At 61.9% G+C, this 20,190-nt stretch carries 18 protein-coding genes; 10 read left to right on the forward strand and 8 right to left on the reverse strand.

Annotation, left to right across the window (positions count from 1 at the left end):
• Positions 1–11: 11 nt before the first annotated feature.
• The 4 genes from fabA to AB1J88_RS28500 all read right to left on the reverse strand — a co-directional run bounded on the left by fabA (position 12) and on the right by AB1J88_RS28500 (position 5,733).
• On the reverse strand, positions 12–527 hold the full coding sequence (gene fabA, locus AB1J88_RS28485; protein WP_003227150.1) for a 3-hydroxyacyl-[acyl-carrier-protein] dehydratase FabA: 516 nt from the start codon (positions 525–527) through the stop codon (positions 12–14).
• 247 nt (positions 528–774) lie between these two features.
• Entirely contained in the window at positions 775–2,679 is a 1,905-nt protein-coding gene (locus AB1J88_RS28490) for a response regulator (RefSeq protein ID WP_430292594.1), read from the reverse strand.
• Positions 2,676–3,608, reverse strand: a complete 933-nt coding sequence (locus AB1J88_RS28495) for an ABC transporter substrate-binding protein (RefSeq protein WP_414905485.1) — start codon at positions 3,606–3,608, stop codon at positions 2,676–2,678. Before AB1J88_RS28495 ends, AB1J88_RS28490 begins: the two co-directional genes overlap by 4 nt.
• A gap of 1 nt (position 3,609) precedes the next feature.
• The gene (locus tag AB1J88_RS28500; protein WP_430292595.1) at positions 3,610–5,733 is read right to left on the reverse strand and encodes a TonB-dependent receptor plug domain-containing protein; all 2,124 of its coding nucleotides are present in this window, start codon (positions 5,731–5,733) and stop codon (positions 3,610–3,612) included.
• A 196-nt stretch (positions 5,734–5,929) separates the two neighbouring features.
• Here AB1J88_RS28500 and AB1J88_RS28505 point away from each other — a divergent pair, with 196 nt between their 5' ends.
• The 9 genes from AB1J88_RS28505 (at position 5,930) to AB1J88_RS28545 (ending at position 13,939) form a co-directional block, all read left to right on the forward strand.
• On the forward strand, positions 5,930–6,955 hold the full coding sequence (locus AB1J88_RS28505; protein ID WP_047295760.1) for an NAD(P)H-dependent glycerol-3-phosphate dehydrogenase: 1,026 nt from the start codon (positions 5,930–5,932) through the stop codon (positions 6,953–6,955).
• 18 nt (positions 6,956–6,973) lie between these two features.
• Positions 6,974–7,321: a DUF4389 domain-containing protein gene (locus AB1J88_RS28510; protein WP_007968953.1), complete on the forward strand. Its 348-nt coding sequence runs from the start codon at positions 6,974–6,976 to the stop codon at positions 7,319–7,321.
• Positions 7,318–7,770, forward strand: coding sequence for a phosphohistidine phosphatase SixA (gene sixA, locus AB1J88_RS28515; protein WP_430292596.1), 453 nt, complete (start codon positions 7,318–7,320; stop codon positions 7,768–7,770). The genes AB1J88_RS28510 and sixA overlap by 4 nt, the downstream gene beginning before the upstream one ends.
• A gap of 148 nt (positions 7,771–7,918) precedes the next feature.
• A complete protein-coding gene (locus tag AB1J88_RS28520) occupies positions 7,919–9,574 on the forward strand; it encodes an AMP-binding protein (protein ID WP_430292597.1) in 1,656 nt (551 codons plus the stop codon).
• 31 nt (positions 9,575–9,605) lie between these two features.
• A complete protein-coding gene (locus tag AB1J88_RS28525; RefSeq protein WP_430292598.1) occupies positions 9,606–10,049 on the forward strand; it encodes a hotdog fold thioesterase in 444 nt (147 codons plus the stop codon).
• Positions 10,050–10,249: 200 nt separating this feature from the next.
• The gene (locus AB1J88_RS28530; protein ID WP_430292599.1) at positions 10,250–11,056 is read left to right on the forward strand and encodes an alpha/beta fold hydrolase; all 807 of its coding nucleotides are present in this window, start codon (positions 10,250–10,252) and stop codon (positions 11,054–11,056) included.
• On the forward strand, positions 11,053–11,907 hold the full coding sequence (locus AB1J88_RS28535; protein WP_108183510.1) for an alpha/beta hydrolase: 855 nt from the start codon (positions 11,053–11,055) through the stop codon (positions 11,905–11,907). The genes AB1J88_RS28530 and AB1J88_RS28535 overlap by 4 nt, the downstream gene beginning before the upstream one ends.
• A gap of 115 nt (positions 11,908–12,022) precedes the next feature.
• Positions 12,023–12,829, forward strand: a complete 807-nt coding sequence (locus AB1J88_RS28540; protein WP_222018628.1) for a DUF4892 domain-containing protein — start codon at positions 12,023–12,025, stop codon at positions 12,827–12,829.
• A 69-nt stretch (positions 12,830–12,898) separates the two neighbouring features.
• Positions 12,899–13,939: an AI-2E family transporter gene (locus tag AB1J88_RS28545; protein WP_198758355.1), complete on the forward strand. Its 1,041-nt coding sequence runs from the start codon at positions 12,899–12,901 to the stop codon at positions 13,937–13,939.
• A gap of 1,466 nt (positions 13,940–15,405) precedes the next feature.
• On the opposite strand, the gene xopAW is transcribed toward AB1J88_RS28545, so the two are convergent.
• The 3 genes from xopAW to AB1J88_RS28560 all read right to left on the reverse strand — a co-directional run bounded on the left by xopAW (position 15,406) and on the right by AB1J88_RS28560 (position 18,000).
• Positions 15,406–16,044 carry a XopAW family type III secretion system calcium-binding effector gene (gene xopAW, locus AB1J88_RS28550; protein WP_430292600.1) on the reverse strand — a complete coding sequence of 213 codons (639 nt, stop codon included), beginning with the start codon at positions 16,042–16,044 and terminating at the stop codon, positions 15,406–15,408.
• A 145-nt stretch (positions 16,045–16,189) separates the two neighbouring features.
• Positions 16,190–17,239 (reverse strand): sensor histidine kinase, encoded by a 1,050-nt coding sequence (locus AB1J88_RS28555; RefSeq protein ID WP_430292601.1) that lies wholly within the window; start codon positions 17,237–17,239, stop codon positions 16,190–16,192.
• Positions 17,239–18,000 (reverse strand): response regulator, encoded by a 762-nt coding sequence (locus AB1J88_RS28560; RefSeq protein ID WP_419186751.1) that lies wholly within the window; start codon positions 17,998–18,000, stop codon positions 17,239–17,241. Before AB1J88_RS28560 ends, AB1J88_RS28555 begins: the two co-directional genes overlap by 1 nt.
• Before the next feature lie 283 nt (positions 18,001–18,283).
• Between AB1J88_RS28560 and pyrF the strand changes: the two genes are divergently transcribed.
• Positions 18,284–18,982 (forward strand): orotidine-5'-phosphate decarboxylase, encoded by a 699-nt coding sequence (gene pyrF, locus AB1J88_RS28565; RefSeq protein WP_041073746.1) that lies wholly within the window; start codon positions 18,284–18,286, stop codon positions 18,980–18,982.
• Between the two features lie 130 nt (positions 18,983–19,112).
• Here pyrF and AB1J88_RS28570 read toward each other — a convergent pair whose 3' ends face one another.
• Positions 19,113–20,120 carry an NADP-dependent oxidoreductase gene (locus AB1J88_RS28570; protein WP_430292602.1) on the reverse strand — a complete coding sequence of 336 codons (1,008 nt, stop codon included), beginning with the start codon at positions 20,118–20,120 and terminating at the stop codon, positions 19,113–19,115.
• Positions 20,121–20,190: the final 70 nt, after the last annotated feature.

Below are 20,190 nucleotides of genomic sequence, written 5' to 3' on the forward strand. Positions count from 1 at the left end.
GCGAATAACCCTTAGAAGTTGTCAGTGGAGGTGAACACGCCGACGCGAAGGCCTTCGGCGGTGTAGATTTCGCGACCGTCGACAGTCACCGAACCATCGGCGATGGCCAGGTTCAGCTTGCCCTTCAGGACGCGTTTGATATGGATGTTGTAGGTGACTTTCTTGGCGGTCGGCAGGACCTGGCCGAAGAATTTCACTTCGCCCGAACCCAGCGCACGGCCACGGCCCGGCAGGCCTTGCCAGCCCAGGAAGAAACCGACCAGTTGCCACATGGCGTCCAGACCGAGGCAGCCCGGCATCACCGGATCGCCTTCGAAGTGGCACGCGAAGAACCACAGGTCAGGGTTGATATCCAGCTCGGCGACCAATTCACCTTTGCCGTACTTGCCGCCTTCTTCGCTGATCAGGGTGATGCGATCCACCATCAGCATGTTCGGGGCGGGCAGTTGCGCGTTACCTGGGCCGAACAGCTCACCGCGACTGCAGCGCAGCAGGTCTTCCCGAGTAAAGGCGTTTTGTTTGGTCATGCGAGCTCCTCAATAATCCCATGCGGCAGGTGGGGCAAATCTTCCCGGCCGATCGACGCGTTCATGCCTCGTACCGGCAGCCTACTCATAGACTATTGCGTTGTGGTGAAAGTCACAGCACCAAGGACATGAATGTACACTTGTGCACTGAAATTTTTATTCAAGCCTCTTTTGAGGCTCGTTCGGGTGCCTAAGACTGCCGCACTTTCGCTTTTCACGCCAGTCGCAGATGGTCGAAAAACCGTCACTACTGCACCCAGCGCTGCAGAATCTGTTGTAGGTCATTGCGTTTGAACGGCTTCGCCAGGTAATCGTTCATGCCCGCCGACAGGCAGGTTTCGCGGTCGCCCTGCAGCGCGTTGGCGGTCAGCGCAATGATCGGCACCTCGCCGCGTCCAGGCAGTTGGCGAATCTGCCGGGTCGCCTCATAGCCGTCGATGATCGGCAGCCGGCAGTCCATCAGAATCACTTCGAAATCATTGCCTTCAGCGCTGCGCACCGCCTGCGCGCCATCGGTGGCGACGCTGACGGTGAAGCCAAGGCTGCGCAGCATCGCCTCGATCACGGTCTGGTTGACCGGATTGTCCTCCACCAGCAACACATGGCGCCCCTCGCCATGCCCGTTGCCATTGGCCGCGCGCGGTGCCGCCAGCGGCGGCAATATCTGCTTATATAAGGCCAGCGGGATTTCCAGGGTGAACACCGATCCCAGGCCTTCTTCACTTTGCGCGCGCAACGTTCCGCCCATGCGTTCGGCCAGGGTGCGGGCGATCGGCAGGCCGAGGCCGGTGCCGCCATAGCGCCGGGAAATCGAACTGTCGGCCTGCTGGAAGGCGTTGAACATCAACTCCAGACTTTCCGAGGAGATGCCGATGCCGCTGTCACGCACCGAACAGGTGAACCACAGCAGTTCGTGATCCAGCGCCTGCCATTGCGCTTCGATACTGACCCGGCCACGCTCGGTGAACTTCAAGGCATTGCCCACCAGGTTAACCAGAATCTGCCGGATCCGCGTCGGGTCGCCCTGCACCTGCAACGCGCGCATGTCCTCGGGGATCCGCAGGTTCAGGGCCAGGCCACGTTGCACCGCGCTGTGCTGGAACGACTGGGCACACGCACCGATCAGGTCGGCGAGGTTGAACGGGATGTGCTCAAGCTCCAGCTCCGAGCGTTCGATCCGCGAGAAATCGAGGATGTCGTTGATGACTTTCAGCAAATGTTCGGTCGATTCCGAAGCGAGCGCCGCGTACTCGATCTGCTCCTCGGTCATGTCCGTGGTTTCCAGCAACTGCAACATGCCCAGCACACCGTTCATGGGGGTGCGCAGTTCGTGGCTCATCATCGCCAGGAAATCGGATTTGGCATTGTTGGCCTTTTCCGCTTCTTCGCGGGTCTGGATCAGTTGCGCCATCGCCTGATGCTGTTCGCGGCTGGCCTGTTCCAGTGCCTGGGCGAGGTTGTTGATGTGCTGCGACAGGGCGCCCAGTTCCGTGTCATCGACAATCGGCAGCGGGGTCTTGTAGTCGCCTTGCTGAATCGCCTTGACCGCGTTGCCGATATCGCGGATCGGCGCCGACAGGCTGCCGGCCAGACGCCGCGCCAGCACAAACGTGAAGAGCAGGGCGAACAACGCCAGAATCCCGGCCTTGAACAGAATTTCCTGCTGACGCTGACTGAAGGCATCGTTGGACAGGCCGACGATCACCCGGCCCAGATAGTCCTCGCTGGTCACGTTATTGCTGGCTTTGGCGTCGTGGAAAAAATCACTGTTGAGGGCGATCCGTTGCAGGCGCACCGGGGCCTGAAACACCTCGACCTGATGCGGGCGGTTGTGCGCATCGGCGGCCTGTTCTACGTAGGCCAGGATCCGGTTGGCGCTGTCCTGTACTTCCAGGAAACGTACGTTTGGTGTGGCCAGGGTCGCTTTGAGCAGGCTTTCCAGCACTTCGTTGTTGCCGGAAATCACTCCGTACTCGGTGGCGGGCGCCAGTTGGTTGGCGATCAGTTGCCCGGTGTGATTGAGCTCCTGCCGCAAATCCTGAATCCGCACGAAGGTAAAGAAACTGATCAGCAGCAGCGTAAGCAGCAGGGCCGGGCCGAGGCTGATCAATTGCGTGCGGGTGTTGATGTCCCAACGGCGACGCAGATTCATGGGTGGCTTTCTCCTTCAGCCAACTGGCGGGCGACAGATGCTTCATCGATTGGCTCGATACCCAGGGAACGAGCGACCTGTGCATTACTTGAGACCTTGAAGCGATCGGGGTAGAGCGCGCGCGGCCACGTCGCCGGGGGACGATCCAGCAACCCGTCAAGGATCGCCAGCCAGTCGGGCTGATCGCTGTAAGTGCTGGCGAGGCTGCCGGCACGCACGAACGCAACGTTCGGCCCGACCAGTGCCACTTGCCGGGAGTAACTGCTGAGCAACAGGTTTTTCACGGTTTTCGGGTTGTACAGATCGGGGTCGTCGAGGCCCAGCAGCACCTCGCTGTTTCTCAGCACGCCTTGCAACGGGCGACTGTCCTGGGTGTTGTCCCAGCGCTGGCTGACGATTTGCAGATTCAGCGGCGCTGCGGCCTGATGCAGCTCCTTGAGCAGGAATTCGCTGTGCTGGTCGAACAGCACGCCGACCCGCCGCACCTGCGGCAGAATCCGCCGAATCAGTTGCAGTTGCCGCCCCAGCGGCGGATCGCTCCACAGCAGACTCAAGTGCGGTGGTTGTGCGGCACCCAGGCGTTTGCGGGCTTGCAGACGGCTGATGCGCAACACCAGCGTCGCCGGCCCCTGAGACTCTTGCAGGCGCCAATCGAGACTGGGCAGGTCGAGCAGAATCATCCGCAAATTGCCCGGCAACTTGCCCGGCGCCGGCAGGCTGGCCAGCGGCTGAAACCGCACGTTGTCGGTGGGGCGCAGCTCGCTCAGGGCCTGGACGAAGGCTTGCACCCCGGGGCTTTCTTCGGCGCCGGTCAACAGGATATCGGCGGCTTGCACCGCCACGCCGTGCAGCCACGCGGTCAAGAACAGACAGGCACCCGCCAGCCAGTGGCCAAGGGTGGGCGTCTTGTTTGCCGTGGCGTAGCGCACCCTAGAACTCCAGCTCGGCGCTGAAGTACAGCACCCGGCGTTCGTCGTAATTGTTGTCGACGAAAGTGGTCGGCTGGTTGTCGAGCCGCTGCTGCAGCACGCCGGCCAGTTGCAGTTGCGCCTTGCCCAGCGGGATGCGTTTGGCGATGCGCGTGTCAACGCGCTCGAAGCGGTAGCCGTTAAGCGCGTTGTCGCCGTAATAGAACAGGGCGCTGTTCCAGCCGTGGCCCCAATCACGCAGCCAGCCGGCAGAACCGCTGTTGCGCGAGGTGAATTGCTGATCCAGCGGATTGCTCGCTTCGGCGTCGACGAAAGCGTAAGTGAAGCGCAGGCGATCGATCATGCTCAGGCGCCAGTCGAGCTGGGTTTCGCTGCCGCGAAAGCGTGAACTGTTGGCGTTGCTGGCGATGTACTGATTGTTGCGCAGCGGCTCGCTGATCATCCCGGTGATTTCGTCGTAGAACAGCTTCACGTCCACGGCCAGCCCCCACTCGGCGAAATAGCCGTTGTAGCCCAACTCGCGCGAACGCATGTGTTCCTGATCGAGATCGCCGGGGCCGCGAGTCTTGACGAAGTAGCGCGCCGAAGACTGGCCATAGGCGGACGGCCGCAGGTTGCTCACCTGATAGCTCCAGTTGACGTTGTTCTCGAACATGTCCGGCGAGCGGATCGCCTCCGAGTACACCGCGCGCAGGCCATGGCGTGGGTTGATCAGGTAGTTGATCGCGAAGCGGGGCGTCAGCGAACTGCCGATCAGTTGGGTGTTTTCGAACATGGCGCCGCCCTGCAACAGCCAGTGTTCACTGGCGCGCCACTCCAGTTGGCCGAACGCGCGCCAGGTGGTGTCGTCCAGCGTGCCGTTGAAGTAGGTCTCGGAGTCGGCCCGGTCGTAACGATAGTTCATGCCGCTGACCAGTCGCAGGCTGTCGGACAGGCTGAGAGTGTCCTGCAATTCCAGATCGTAGCGTGATTCGCGGGCGCTTTGGTCGATGTCGCCGCACAGGGTCTGGCTGGCACCGTTGCGCCACTGATCCAGCACTTGATTGGCCAGGGCCATTTCCTGCGGGGTACCCGGCGCGGCGCCAGGGCCGGTGAAGCGGGTGATATTGCGTGCCAGGCGTTCGGTGTAGTTCGGGTTGAGCTGCCACAGTTGGGTCAGTTGCGGGCTGAACGACACTTCGGCATCGCAGGCGCGCCACACTTGCTGGCGATCCCAGTGCTGCGCCGAGCCTTGTATATAAAGGCTGTGTTCGGGATTGATGTCGAGATTCCAGCGCACCGAGCCGGCGTAATCCTTGGCGATCACGTCGGAATTGTTCCCGGCAGCGGTAATCCCCGAGAAAACCGGGCGGTAGGTATAAGGCCGCTGGTTGGTACCGTCCTTTGCATTGACCTGCCAGTCGAGGCTCTGGTTGTCACTCAGAGTCTGGCTGACGGCGAGGCTGAAGCGGTTCAAACGGCGGCTGTCGCGGTAATCGGCGCCGGTGCGGTCGCTGTCGAAGCCATCGTCTTCCTGGCCGGACAGCGACAGGCGCAAGTCGCCGCCGCTCCAGCCCGTACCCTGGCTGGCATAGAAGTCGTTGATGCCGCGCTGGCCGCGGGTGTACTTCAGGCGTGTGCCGTGGCTGTCTGCGGGGTTGCGGGTGATGATGTTGACCACCGCCATCAGCGCGTTGGCGCCGTAGCTGACCGTGTTCGGCCCACGGAAAACCTCGATCCGCTCGATGTCTTCCATGGCCACCGGAATATCACTCCAGTCCACCGTGGCCAGGCCCGCGCGGTACACCGAGCGGCCATCGATCAGCACCTGCATGCGCCGCGCTTCGCTGGCATTGGTCCCGTGATAGTTGACCGCCGCCTGATTGCCGCTGATGTTGCCGACCATCATTCCCGGCACCAGCCGCAGCAACTCACTGATGTCGCGGGCGCCACTGGCGTTGATCAGTTCACTGTCGAGTACGGTCATGCTCCCCGGCACTTCCGCCGGTGTCTGTTTCAGGCGTGTGGCCGTCAGCACCTGCGGCAGCGTTTCGCTGTCGACAAACAGGTCGTCCGCCTGCAACACCGGGCTGAACAGCAGCGCCAGCAACAGGGACGAACGTGAGGGGGGAGAGCCAAAAGACACGACACAGCCTTGATCACAAAGAATTGGCGCGCATGTTAACCGAGCACAGTGACTTTTCCAGTCACGATGCTGGCATTTTCCTAGGTTTTATTGGTCTTCTTCCTACAAGTGTCGGTAATTGACGCAGGGGCTGGCCGCGCTCCGGTCGCCCCGTATAATGCCGGCATCGCCACTGGTATGGATTAACGGATTGCATATGACTGAACAGCGCCCGATTGCGGTCCTGGGAGGCGGAAGTTTTGGTACCGCCGTGGCCAATCTTTTGGCCGAGAACGGCCATCAAGTCCTGCAGTGGATGCGCGACCCCGAGCAGGCCGAGGCCATCCGGGTCAATCGCGAGAACCCGCGTTACCTCAAAGGCATCAAGATCCTGCCGGGGGTGACTGCGGTCACGGACCTGCAGGCCACCCTCGACGCCTGCGAGCTGTGCTTCGTCGCGCTGCCGTCGAGCGCCCTGCGCACGGTGCTGGCCGCTCATGCCGAGCGCCTGAGTGGCAAGATGCTGGTCAGCCTGACCAAGGGCATCGAAGCCCACACCTTCAAACTGATGAGCCAGATCCTCGAAGAAATCGCCCCGCAGGCGCGCATCGGCGTGCTGTCCGGGCCGAACCTGGCGCGGGAGATCGCCGAGCACGCGCTGACCGCCACGGTGGTTGCCAGCGAAGACGAAGAACTCTGCAAAGCGGTACAGGCTGCGTTGCATGGTCGCACCTTCCGCGTTTACGCCAGTGCTGACCGTTTCGGTGTCGAACTGGGCGGCGCGTTGAAAAACGTCTACGCGATCATTGCCGGCATGGCGGTGGCGCTGGAGATGGGCGAGAACACCAAGAGCATGCTGATCACTCGCGCCCTGGCCGAGATGACCCGGTTCGCGGTGAACCAGGGCGCCAACCCGATGACCTTCCTCGGTCTGGCCGGGGTCGGTGACTTGATCGTGACCTGCTCGTCACCCAAAAGCCGCAACTATCAGGTCGGGTTTGCCCTCGGTCAGGGCTTGAGCCTTGATGAAGCCGTGTCGCGCCTGGGCGAAGTCGCTGAAGGGGTCAACACCCTGAAAGTGCTCAAGGCCAAGTCCCAGGAGGTTGGCGTGTACATGCCGCTGGTCGCCGGGCTGCATGCGATTCTGTTTGAAGGACGCACGCTGGAGCAGGTGATCGGTCTACTGATGCGTGCCGAACCGAAAACCGACGTCGACTTTATTTCCACCAGCGGTTTCAACTGATTCAACAGGAAGCGAGCCATGAACGATCCGAAAACCGAAGCCAAGTACGAATCCATTCTCCTGCGGGTGCTGTGGATGATCGTCTACGTGCTGGTCTGGCAAGTGGCGCAGTTCATCCTCGGCGCCGTGGTGCTGGTGCAACTGATCTATCGTTTGATTTACGGCGCGCCGAGCGCCAGCCTGATGAATTTCGGCGACAGCCTGAGCCAGTTCCTCGCGCAGATCGGCCGCTTCGGCAGCTTTCACAGCGACCAGAAACCCTGGCCGTTCGCCGACTGGCCGACCCCGCGTGCCCCGGAAGGCGAGGCGCCGCACGCCGTGCCGCCAGCCCCGCATCCGGCCCGCGATGAGGAACCCAAGCTATGAAACTCTGGGTATTGCGTCACGGTGAGGCCGTGCCTTATGGCTCGTGCCCCGACTCCGAACGGGAACTGACCGCGCACGGTCGCCAAGAGGCCTTGAGCAGCGCAGCCCGATTGATCGGTCAGCCGCTGACGGCGATTTACGCCAGCCCTTATCTGCGCGCACAACAGACTGCGCAGATCGTTCGCGAGGCTCTGGGGTTCGAGCCGGAGATCCGCACCGTCGAATGGTTGACGCCGGAAACCGATCCGGACAAGGTCACCGATCAGTTGGTGTCGGTGAGCAATGTGCTGCTGGTCAGCCATAACCCGCTGGTGGGCAATCTGCTCAGCTATCTGCAGCACGGCGCCGGTTATCCGCCGGAGAAGGTCAGCACCGCTGGCCTGGCCGAATTGGAAAGTCCTGAGTTGTTGATTGGCTCGATGACCCTCAACAGCCTCAAGCATCCTTAACAGCAAAAGATCGCAGCCTGCACAGATGTCTGGTGGAGCTGCCGCAGGCTGCGATCTTTTGATCTTGTTTCTTTTGGTAAAAAATCCAACCAAGCACTTGCTTGGTTGACTACGCTTGCTCCAGACCCAAAAAACAGGAGCGAGTCGCATGTCTGCCGCCTTCCGTTTGCCGCTGGACGTGTTCTACGAGCGTGAGGCCCGGCATCCGCGCCAGCGTTTTCTGGTGCAGCCCATCGGCGGCGGGCAGGTCGAGACGCTGACCTGGGCCGATGTCGGCCATCAGGCCCGTTGCGCCGCGCACTGGCTGCGCGCACGGGAATTGCCGCAAGGCAGCCACATTGCACTGATCTCGAAAAACTGCGCGCACTGGATCATTGCCGATCTGGCGATCTGGATGGCCGGACACGTCTCGGTGCCGCTGTATCCCAACCTCACGGCAGACTCGGTGAATCAGGTCCTGACACATTCGGAAAGCGTGCTGGCGATCATCGGCAAGCTCGATGACTGGCCGGGCATGTCGGTCGGTGTGCCGGCGGATTTGCCAACCATCAGTCTGCCGCTGCATCCGCCCGGCGAGTTTGATTTCAGTTGGGATGACCTGCTAAGGAGCTCGCCGATCCAGGACGATCCGCGCCCGGCGGCCGAACAACTGGCGACCATCATCTACACCTCCGGCACCACCGGGTTGCCCAAAGGCGTGATGCACAGTTTTGCCAATCTGGGCTTTGCCACGACACGCGGCACGCAACTGTTCGGGCTCAACGAGCAAGACCGCCTGCTGTCGTACCTGCCGCTGTGCCATGTCGCCGAACGAATGTTCGTTGAACTGGCGGCGATCTATACCGGGCAAACCGTGTTCTTTGCCGAAAGCCTCGACACCTTCATCACCGATCTGCAGCGGGCGCGGCCCACGGCGATGTTCGGCGTGCCGCGCATCTGGACCAAATTCCAGATGGGCGTCTACGGCAAGATCCCGGCCAAGCGCCTGGATTTCCTGCTTGGCCTGCCATTCATTGGCAAGCGGGTCGGGCACAAGGTGTTGGCCGGGTTGGGCCTTGATGCCTTGCGCGTTGCCCTGTCCGGTGCGGCACCGGTGCCGCAGACCCTGCTCAGCTGGTATCGGAAACTCGGCCTCGATGTGCTGGAGGTGTATGGCATGACCGAGAGTTGCGGCTATTCGCACATCTGTCTGCCGGGTCAGTACAAGCAAGGCTGGATCGGCAAGCCGTGCCCGGAGGTCGAGGTGCGGATCGACGAGTCCGGTGAGGTACAGGTGCGCAGTCAGGCGAACATGCTTGGCTATTTCAAGGAGCCGCAGAAAACCGCCGAGACCCTCACCGAGGACGGCTTCCTGCGTACGGGTGACAAGGGCGAACAGGATGCCGAGGGGCGTTTGCGCCTGACCGGCCGGCTCAAGGAAATCTTCAAGACCAGCAAAGGCAAATACGTGGCTCCGGCGCCGATTGAAAACCGGCTGGCGGTGCACTCGCGGATCGAACAGGTCTGCGTGGTCGGCGATGGCCTGAGTGCGCCGCTGGGCTTGTGCGTGCTCTCCACCGTCAATCAGGACGAGGGACGGGCCAGCCTGTATTCGAGCCTGGAAAAACTGCTGGAAGAGGTCAACGCCGTGCTCGACAAGCACGAGCGCCTGCGGCGGCTGGTGGTGGTCAAGGACAGCTGGGCGGTGGAAAACGGCTTTCTCACGCCGACCTTGAAGATCAAGCGCAACGTCATCGAAGACACTTACGGTGCGCGGTTTGAAGAATGGAGCGCGCGCAGCGAGGCGGTGCTGTGGCAGGATTGAGTGACGATCAAAACAACAAAGGAAGCCTGCGATGACCTTGTGGCGCACCACTCCGAACATCGAGCAGTTGAACGCAATCCAGAAAAACACTATCGGCGAAGTGCTGGATATCCGCTTTGAGTCCTTCGACGAAGCGTCGTTGACGGCGAGCATGGTCATCGACCACCGCACCCATCAGCCTTATGGTCTGCTGCACGGCGGCGCTTCGGTGGTGCTGGCGGAAACCGTCGGTTCCATGGCCAGTTACCTGTGCATCGATGCCAGCAAATTCTATTGCGTGGGGCTGGAGATCAATGCCAACCATCTGCGCGGTTTGCGCGGCGGGCGGGTGACCGCAGTGGCTTCGCCAATTCACATCGGTCGCACCACGCATGTCTGGGACATTCGCCTGACCAGCGATGAAGGCAAGGCCAGTTGCGTCTCGCGTTTGACCATGGCGGTGGTGCCGTTGGGTGAGCAGCCGCCGCTGCGGTGACGATCCATAAGATCAAAAGATCGCAGGCTGCGCCAGCTCCTACAGAATGTAAGCGATTTCAATGCAGGAGCTGGCGCAGCCTGCGATCTTTTGCTTTTCACGACATCTCCACCACCCTTTCTGGCAGTTATGGTCATTGCTGCCGATCCCGGTCTTACGGACAATCAACATCACGTTTTCCCGTTCATGGATAAGTCCGCATGTCGCAACCGATCTTTTTCGCCCACGCCAACGGGTTTCCCTCGGGCACCTATGGCAAGTTGTTCGCGGCGCTGGCGCCCGAGTACCGGGTTGCGCATCTGGAGCAGCATGCCCATGACCCGCGTTTCCCGGCGGACGACAACTGGTACAACCTGGTCGACGAACTGATCCACCATTTGCAGCAGCAGGATCAACCGGTGTGGGGCGTCGGCCATTCCTTTGGCGGCGTGTTGCACCTGCACGCCGCATTGCGCTGCCCAGAGCTGTATCGCGGCGTGGTCATGCTCGACTCGCCGGTGCTGACCCGCACTGACCAATGGGTGATCCGCGCGGCCAAGCGTTTCGGCTTCATCGACAGGCTGACCCCGGCCGGACGTACGTTGGGGCGGCGCGAAGAGTTCGCCGACCTCGACACGGCGCGCAGCTACTTTGCCGGCAAGACCCTGTTTCGCGGTTTCGATCCGGAATGCTTCGATGCCTACCTGCAACACGGGCTGCAGACGGTTGGCGACAGGTTGCGTCTGCGCTTCGACCCGGCCACCGAAATCAGCATCTATCGCGGCGTGCCGCACACCAGCCCGGGCCGTACGCGCCAATTGCAGGTGCCGCTGGCCGTGGTGCGTGGCCACAAGAGCCGGGTGGTCATGCGTCATCACACGCGGTTCGTCGGGCGCCTGCCCCAGGGTGAAGCCCTGAGCATGCCCGGCGGGCACATGTTCCCGCTCGAACGTCCGCAAGACACCGCGCGCCTGCTCAAGGAGCTGTTTACGCGTTGGGAGCGCCGCCAGCAGAAGGACTGCGCATGAGCCCGACCTTCGAAGAAGTGCGCCTGAGCCTGCCGCATATCGAACTGGCGGCGCACTTGTTCGGCCCCGAGGACGGTCTGCCAGTGATCGCCCTGCATGGCTGGCTCGACAACGCCAACAGCTTCGCGCGCCTGGCGCCGAGGCTCAAAGGCCTGCGCATCATTGCCCTGGACATGGCCGGGCATGGGCATTCCGGGCATCGCCCGAACGGCGCCGGTTATGCGCTGTGGGACTACGCCCATGATGTGCTGCAGGTCGCCGAGCAATTGGGCTGGAAACGCTTTGGCCTGCTCGGGCATTCGATGGGCGCTATTGTTTCGCTGGTGCTGGCCGGTTCGTTGCCGGAGCGTATCAGCCACCTGGCGTTGATCGACGGGGTGATTCCGCCTACAGACAAAGGCGAAAACGCTGCCGAGCGTATGGGCATGGCCTTGCAGGCGCAGCTGGACCTGCGCGAGAAGCGCAAACCGGTCTACAACACCCTCGATCGTGCCATCGAAGCCCGGATGAAGGGCTTGGTGGCGGTCAGTCGCGAAGCCGCCGAGCTGCTGGCGCAACGCGGCCTGATGCCAGTGCCCGGCGGTTATACCTGGCGCACCGACAATCGCCTGACCCTGCCATCACCGCTGCGCCTGACGCAGGAGCAGGCGATGGCGTTCGTCCAGCGCATCACCTGTCCGGCGCAACTGGTGGTGGCCGCCGACGGCATGCTGGCCAGACATCCGGAGTTGCTGGAGCGTCTACCCTTTAGCCAGGAACAGCTGGCGGGCGGGCATCATTTGCACCTGAACGATGAGTCCGGTGCCGACCTTGTCGCAGACTGTTTCAATCGCTTCTTCGCCATTCCTTGACTTGCACCGGGCAACTGTCGAGGCTGGGCGGGTTGAAATGGGAGACAAACACGATGGATTTCTATACCGCTGCGACCCCGACCCGCCAAGCCATGCCGATCCGATGAGCCTGACTATGCGGTCACTCAGTCTGTTGGCGCTGTGCTGTTTCAGTCCCGTTCTCTTCGCTGCCGATGTGCCAGGCAGCCATGATCTGCAGATCGTGCCGCGCCTGGCCGATGCGCAGATTGTCGACTATCGCCCTCCGGTGGAGCTCGAGCGGATCTATCCGCTGGGCTCGATCCGCAAGATCAGCGGCCAGTTGCGCTTCGACGGCCAGGTCACCGCGCGCGGCCAGACCACTTCGGTCACCTACGAATTGCCCCCGGAGCACTCCGCCACCGAAGCCTTCACTGCTGCTCGCGAAGCCCTGCAAAAGCAGGACGCCGAGTTGCTGTTCTGGTGCCAGGCCCGCGACTGTGGCGAAAGCAGCCTGTGGGCCAATGAAGTGTTCGGCAATGCCAAGCTGTACGGTGCCGACGAGCAACAGGCCTATCTGCTGTTGCGTCTGGCCGCACCGAAGGACAACACCTTGGTGGCGCTCTACAGCATCACCCGTGGCAATCGCAAAGCCTACCTGCATGTCGAACAGTTCGAAGCGAGCGCGCCGTTGGGCGAGTTGCTGCCGACCTCGGCCACGCTGTTGCGACAGCTCAAAAGCACCGGCGAACTGGACTTTCCCAAGCTGACCGGAGACCCGGATGACACCTGGCTACGACTGATTTCCCGTGGCTTGAACCTCGACACCACCCAGCGCGTGACGATCGCCGGGCCGAAGGCCGAGGCCTGGCGTCAGGCATTGATCGGTCAGGGCGTGCGCGCGGCGCGGATGGAGGCGGGGAGCGCCGACGGCGCTGGCCTGCGCATTGATCTGTTGCGATAAGCTGCATCGTACGTGCACGCGGGGCGTGTTCGCCTACGCTTTGACCGACTGACTTCTTCGAGACTTTATATGCTCAATAATGATCGGCTGTTGGTGCAGATCCTCCTGCTGGTGCTGTTTGGTGCCAGCCTATGGGTGATGGCGCCGTTCTGGTCGGCGCTGTTCTGGGGGGCGGTGCTGGCGTTCGCCAGTTGGCCGCTGATGCGTCTGTTGACCCGTTGGCTCAATGGCCGCGAATCACTCGCTGCGGCTATTTTGACCCTTGGCTGGATGCTGCTGGTGGCGGCGCCGCTGGTGTGGCTGGGGTTCAACCTGGCCGATCACGTGCGCGATGCCACGGCGTTCATCAAGGATGTACAGGTCGACGGCCTGCCGGAAGCACCGACCTGGCTTGGCAGCGTGCCGCTGGTCGGCGAGCGGCTGGTCGGGGTCTGGAACAGCATCGATCAGCAGGGCGCAGCGCTGATGGTGTCGATCAAGCCGTATCTGGGGCAGGTCGGCAACTGGCTGCTGGCGCGCAGTGCGCAGATCGGTGGCGGGATCCTCGAGCTGACCCTGAGCATTGTCTTCGTGTTCTTTTTCTATCGCGACGGGCCGCGACTGGCGGCGTTTGTGCACGGTCTGCTGGAGCGGCTGATTGGCGAGCGTGCCGGGTATTACATCGAGCTGGTGGCCGGCACTGTGCAGCGGGTGGTCAACGGGGTGATCGGTACGGCAGCGGCGCAGGCGATTCTGGCGTTGATCGGATTCCTGATTGCCGGGGTTCCGGGGGCGCTGGTGTTGGGGATCGTGACGTTCCTGTTGAGCCTGATTCCGATGGGGCCGCCGTTGGTGTGGATTCCGGCGACGGCCTGGCTGGCGTGGAAGGGCGAGTACGGGATGGCGGTGTTTCTCGGGATCTGGGGCACGTTCATCATCAGTGGCGTGGATAACGTGTTGAAGCCTTATCTGATCAGCCGGGGCGGGAATCTGCCGTTGGTGATTGTGTTGCTTGGGGTATTTGGCGGGTTGATTGCGTTTGGGTTTATCGGGCTGTTTATCGGGCCTACGTTGTTGGCGGTGGCTTATAGTTTGTTGACGGATTGGAGCAAGAGTCAGGCTCGGGTTTAGATTTGGCTGGGGTGGTTTGACTTGGCGGCCTCTGGGCCGACCAGGTTCTTGGGGTTTTGGGTGTTTATCCGTTGCTTCGGGTGTTGCGGCTGGCGGTTTCGCTCTTACAGCGACTCCCTTTGGCAAACGCCCCAAAGGAAGCAAAGGTCTTGGCCCCGGCGTACGGCCCTCGCCTAGGCTCGGGTTCCTTCGTTACGGGATTCATCCGGGGGCATCGCCTCCGGTTTGCTTCGCTGCACCTCCTCTCGATGTGTTCGACTGCGTCGAACGGTCGCTGCGCTCCCACCCCCGGATAAACCCCTCCACTCAGCCTGCCGATGGGGCCGGCACGGCAAGATCAAGAGCTGCAGTCGAGCTAACGCTCATCCTGTTGAGTGGTGAAAAGCATGCAGTCTGCCTGGACTGCTTTGCTTTTTTGTGGGGGGCAGCCTGCCAGCGAAGGCGGCCTATGGGCCGACCAATTTCCAACTGAACACACCCATTCCACCTGTGGGAGCGAGCCTGCTCACGAAGGCGGCCTGACAGCCGACCAATCTCCAACAGACCGCACCCATCCCCACTGTGGGAGCTGGCTTGCCAGCGAAGGCGGCCTGACATCCGACCAATTTCCAACTGAATACACTCATTTCCACTGTGGGAGCGAGCTTGCTCGCGAAGGCGGCCGGACAGCAGAGCAATCTCCAACTGAACCCACCCAATCCATCTGTGGGAGCTGGCTTGCCAGCGAAGGCGGCCAGACAGCCGACCAATCTCCAACAGACCGCACCCATCCCCACTGTGGGAGCTGGCTTGCCAGCGAAGGCGGCCTGACATCCGACCAATTTCCAACTGAATACACTCATTTCCACTGTGGGAGCGAGCTTGCTCGCGAAGGCGGCCGGACAGCAGAGCAATCTCCAACTGAACCCACCCAATCCACCTGTGGGAGCTGGCTTGCCAGCGAAGGCGGCCAGACAGCCGACCAATCTCCAACAGACCGCACCCATCCACTGTGGGAGCTGGCTTGCCAGCGAAGGCGGCCTGACATCCGACCTATCTCTAACTGAACCCACCCAATCCACCTGTGGGAGCTGGCTTGCCAGCGAAGGCGGCCTGACAGCCGACCTATCTCCAACTGAACACACCCAATCCATCTGTGGGAGCTGGCTTGCCAGCGAAGGCGGCCTGACAGCCGACCTATCTCTAACTGAACCCACCGAATCCACCTGTGGGAGCTGGCTTGCCAGCGATGGCGGCCTGACAGCCGACCAATTTCCAACAGACCGCACCCATTCCCACTGTGGGAGCGAGCTTGCTCGCGAAGGCGGACTGACAGCCGACCAATCTCTAACTGATCACACCCATTCTCACTGTAGGAGCCAGCCTGCTGGCGATGAGGCCCTCTCAGGCAACACTCTCTTCTCGCTGTACTCAAATGACCGTTCCCACACCACTGCATGGAAACGATCACTCATCACTACATCAACTCAAGTCGCCACATTCAGGTACTTGCCCACCGGCGCAGCATTGTCCAGCGAGTACTGTTTGCTCAAGTTGGCAATCATCCGGTTCAGCGCTTCGCTGGTGGTCTGGGTGCTGGCGGTCCTTTCTTCAGGCGGGCGTTCCCGACCTGCCTGTAGCGCCGCTTTCAGTTCGTCGCTGCTCACGTCGCCGCTGCTGTCGCTGTCCAGCGCTTTGAGCAGTGCGGCGCTGGTGTCGGTGCTGTTCGTTGAGGTGTTGTCGCGGGTCTGTAGCGCGCTGCTCAGTTCGTCGCTGCTGATGGCGCCGTCGCCATCGGTGTCGAGGGCGCTGATCAGGGCGTCGGCGAGGTCGGTGTTCGGGGCCTGGTCGTTGGGCGGCGGAGGGGGCGCCATGGCGGTCATTTCTTCGGCGCTGAGGCTGCCGCTGGCGTCGCTGTCCAGATCGCCGAATTGCTTGCTCAGGTTGACCAGCAAACCGTCGTCGGACTTCTGCGACAGGGCGCTTTTCAGTTCGTCCTGGTCCACCGCGCCGTCGCCGTTGCTGTCGAGTTTGGCGAACAGTTGCTTTTGCAGTTGCTGGCTGCGGGCGTTCTGGGTGCTGCTGGTGCTGGTATAGCTCGTGTAGTTGCTGACGCTACCGATCATGGGCTCACTCCTTGGACTGTAAAGCCGGTCGGTGTACCGGCTGGTACAGACTCAAGGAGCTAGTTGTCCTGGGTATTTGGATTTTGTACCGGGTGGTACACAGTCGCGGAAACACCAGAAACCCACAGGGGGACAGGTGTTCTTCTCAGGCGCGCGGCAGGCGGATGATTGCGGTCAGGCCGCCGCCGGGAGTTTCTTCCAGGTTCAATTGCCCGCCCAAACGCTGCGCCGCTTCACGGGCAATGGTCATGCCCAGGCCGACGCCGCCGGAGTTGCGGTTGCGGGAGCCTTCCAGGCGATAGAACGGTTCGAACACCGCTTCGCGTTGGTCTTCGGCTATGCCCGGGCCGTGGTCAATCACGCGGATCAGCAGTTGTTCGCGTTGATCCTGCAGTTCGATGCGCGCCTGCCCGGCGTAGCGCAGGGCATTGTCCATCAGGTTATTGATGCACGAGCGCAGCGCCATCGGTTGCACCAGCAGCGGCGCGCAATGGCCGCTGACTTCAACGTCCGCGCCTTGATCCTGGGCGTTTTCACACAATGATTCGACCAGCGCCTGCACATCCATCAACTGCAGGGCTTCGCTGGTGCGCTGTTCGTGCAGGTAGGTGAGGGTGGCGTCGAGCATGCCGATCATGTCGTTGAGGTCCTGGCGCATCTGACCTTGCAGTTTTTCGTCGTCGATCTGTTCCAGTCGCAGTTTCAGTCGCGACAGCGGGGTGCGCAGGTCGTGGGAGACGGCGCCGAGCATGCGTGCTCGTTGTTGCACCTGTTCGCGGATGCGTTGTTGCATCAGATTGAAGGTGTGCGCCGCTTGCCGTGCCTCACGCGGGCCGGACTCGTCCAGCGGTGGACTGTCGAGGTTTTCGCTCAGACGCTCGGCGGCGTCGCTCAGGCGCTGGATCGGTCGGCTGAGCAGTTTGGCGCCGTACCACGCAGCAATCATCAGCGAGATGAACTGGAACGTCAGCGGCACCAGCGGCCCGCCGAACCACGGACGTGGCGGGCGATGGGCGAAACGCGGATCCGGTGGCGGCCGTTGGCCGTCGACGCCCTCGGCAAATTCCGGCGGGGGCGGCGGTGGGGGCGGGCCGTAGTGGTGAAACCAGGCAAAAGCCAGCAGATGCGCGAGGACGATCGCCACGAACAGCATGCCAAACAGGCGGCCGAACAACGTGTCGAAGCGCCCTCGCATCAGCCGATATCCCGCGCGTCGAACAGGTAACCCTCACCGCGCACGGTCTTGATCAGCTGCGGGGCTTTCGGGTCGTCGCCGAGTTTTTGTCGCAGGCGCGACACCAGCAAATCGATGCTGCGGTCGAACGCTTCGATCGAACGGCCCCGGGCGGCGTCCAGCAGTTGTTCGCGGCTGAGTACCCGACGCGGGCGTTCAATGAACACCCAAAGCAAGCGGAATTCGGCATTGGACAGCGGCACCACCAGACCATCGTCGGCAATCAGCTGACGCAGCACGCTGTTCAGGCGCCAGTTGTCGAAGCGGATGTTGGCCCGCTGTTCGGTGCGGTCATCGCGCACCCGGCGCAGGATGGTCTGGATCCGCGCCACCAGTTCCCGTGGCTCGAACGGTTTGGCCATGTAGTCGTCGGCGCCCAGTTCCAGACCGATGATGCGGTCGGTGGGTTCGCAGCGGGCGGTGAGCATGAGGATCGGGATGTCCGATTCGGCACGCAGCCAGCGGCACAGCGACAGGCCGTCTTCGCCGGGCAGCATCAGGTCGAGCACCACCACGTCGAAATGTTCGGCCTGCATCGCCTGGCGCATGGCTGCGCCGTCGGTGACGCCGCTGGCGTGGATGTTGAAGCGCGCGAGGTAGTCGATCATCAGCTCGCGGATCGGCACATCGTCATCGACGATCAGCGCGCGGATGCTCCAGCGCTTGTCGTCTTTCTGCTCATCAGTCATGGTCGTTTGGGTGTTGTGCATGGGGCTGTTCATCTGCCAGTAGGCCGCCAACCACAAAGATGGGCTGCGAGGTGGTGGTTTCAGCATAGGCGTCCTGCCGTGAGGCGGGAAGTGCTGATGTAAGGACGTGTTGCGGCTGGCGAGGCTAGCGCGGACGCTTGTTGGCGGCGTGTCGGTTGTGTATCGGGTTCGACACAATAGCAGCGAGCGCTATGCTGATCACGGTTGCGGCGACGATTTACCGATCATCGGGTGCCGCGCCGTCGCCGCTTCCGCTACAATGCGCGCCGATTTCGACTTGCCTGAGAGCCCATCCATGTCCGCCTGCCAGACTCCTATCATCGTCGCCCTGGATTTCCCCACCCGTGACGCCGCACTGAAGCTGGCCGACCAGTTGGACCCGAAACTGTGCCGGGTCAAAGTGGGCAAGGAACTGTTCACCAGTTGTGCCTCGGAAATCGTCGGCACCCTGCGTGACAAAGGCTTCGAGGTGTTCCTCGACCTGAAATTCCATGACATTCCCAACACCACCGCGATGGCCGTGAAAGCCGCTGCCGAGATGGGCGTGTGGATGGTCAACGTGCATTGCTCCGGTGGCCTGCGCATGATGGCCGCTTGCCGTGAAGAGCTTTCCAAGCGCAGCGGCCCGCAGCCGTTGCTGATCGGCGTGACCGTGCTGACCAGCATGGAGCGCGAGGATCTGGCCGGCATCGGTCTGGACATCGAGCCGCAGGAGCAGGTGCTGCGTCTCGCTGCGCTGGCCGAGAAGGCCGGAATGGACGGTCTGGTGTGCTCGGCGCTGGAAGCCACCGCACTGAAGTCGGCGCATCCTTCGCTGCAACTGGTGACCCCGGGGATTCGCCCGGCGGGCAGTGCGCAGGACGATCAGCGCCGTATCCTGACCCCACGTCAGGCACTGGATGCCGGTTCCGATTACCTGGTGATCGGCCGTCCGATCAGCCAGGCGGCGGATCCAGCCAAGGCGCTGGCGTCGGTCGTGGCCGAACTGGCCTGATCAGTTTCCGCAGGTATTAGGATTACCTGTAGGAGCTGCCGAAGGCTGCGATCTGTTGATTTTGCTTGTTAAAGGCAAGATCAAAAGATCGCAGCCTTCGGCAGCTCCTACAGAGGCTGCGATCTTTTGTTTAGATTTTCAGCACCAACTTGCCGAAGTTCTCCCCGCTGAACAATTTCATCAGTGTCTCCGGAAAGGTCTGCAGACCTTCGACGATGTCTTCCTTGCTTTTGAGTTGTCCCTTGGCCATCCAGCCGGCCATTTCCTGCGCGGCACTGGCGTATTGCGCGGCGTAGTCCATCACCACAAAGCCCTCCATGCGTGCGCGGTTGACCAGCAATGACAGGTAGTTGGCCGGGCCTTTGACCGCTTCCTTGTTGTTGTTGTACTGGCTGATGGCGCCGCAGATCACCACCCGGGCTTTTGGCGCCAGACGACTGAGCACGGCGTCGAGGATCTCGCCGCCGACGTTATCAAAATACACATTCACGCCTTTCGGGCACTCGCGCTTGAGCCCGGCCAGCACATCTTCGTGCTTGTAATCGATGGCGCCGTCGAAGCCCAGTTCATCGATCAGGTACTTGCACTTGTCGGCTCCGCCGGCGATGCCCACCACCCGGCAACCCTTGATCTTGGCGATCTGCCCGGCAATGCTGCCTACCGCGCCCGCAGCCCCGGACAGCACCACGGTGTCACCAGCCTTTGGTGCGCCGACGTCGAGCAACGCGAAGTAAGCGGTCATGCCGGTCATGCCCAGTGCAGACAAATACACCGGCAGCGGCGCCAGTTTCGGATCGACCTTGTAGAAACCTCTGGGCTCGCCGAGGAAGTAATCCTGCACACCGACGGCGCCGTTGACGTAGTCGCCGACGGCAAAGCCCGGGTTATTCGAAGCGATGACTTTGCCGACGCCCAGAGCGCGCATCACTTCACCGATTTCCACCGGCGGGATGTAGGACTTGCCCTCGTTCATCCAGCCACGCATGGCCGGGTCGAGGGACAGGTATTCGTTCTTGACCAGAATCTGCCCTGCCGCAGGTTCGCCGACCGGGACTTCCTGATAAGTGAAGGTCTCGCGGGTGGCAGCACCCACTGGGCGTTTGGCGAGCAGGAATTGGCGATTGGTCTGGCTGGTCATGGCAGGCACTCGAACTGAATGAAGCCTTGTTGATAGACCCTCAAGGCCAATGCTGCAAGGTGGGCTGATG

It is taken from the genome of Pseudomonas sp. S8, assembly GCF_050473925.1.
In the GTDB taxonomy this organism is placed as follows: domain Bacteria; phylum Pseudomonadota; class Gammaproteobacteria; order Pseudomonadales; family Pseudomonadaceae; genus Aquipseudomonas; species Aquipseudomonas parakoreensis.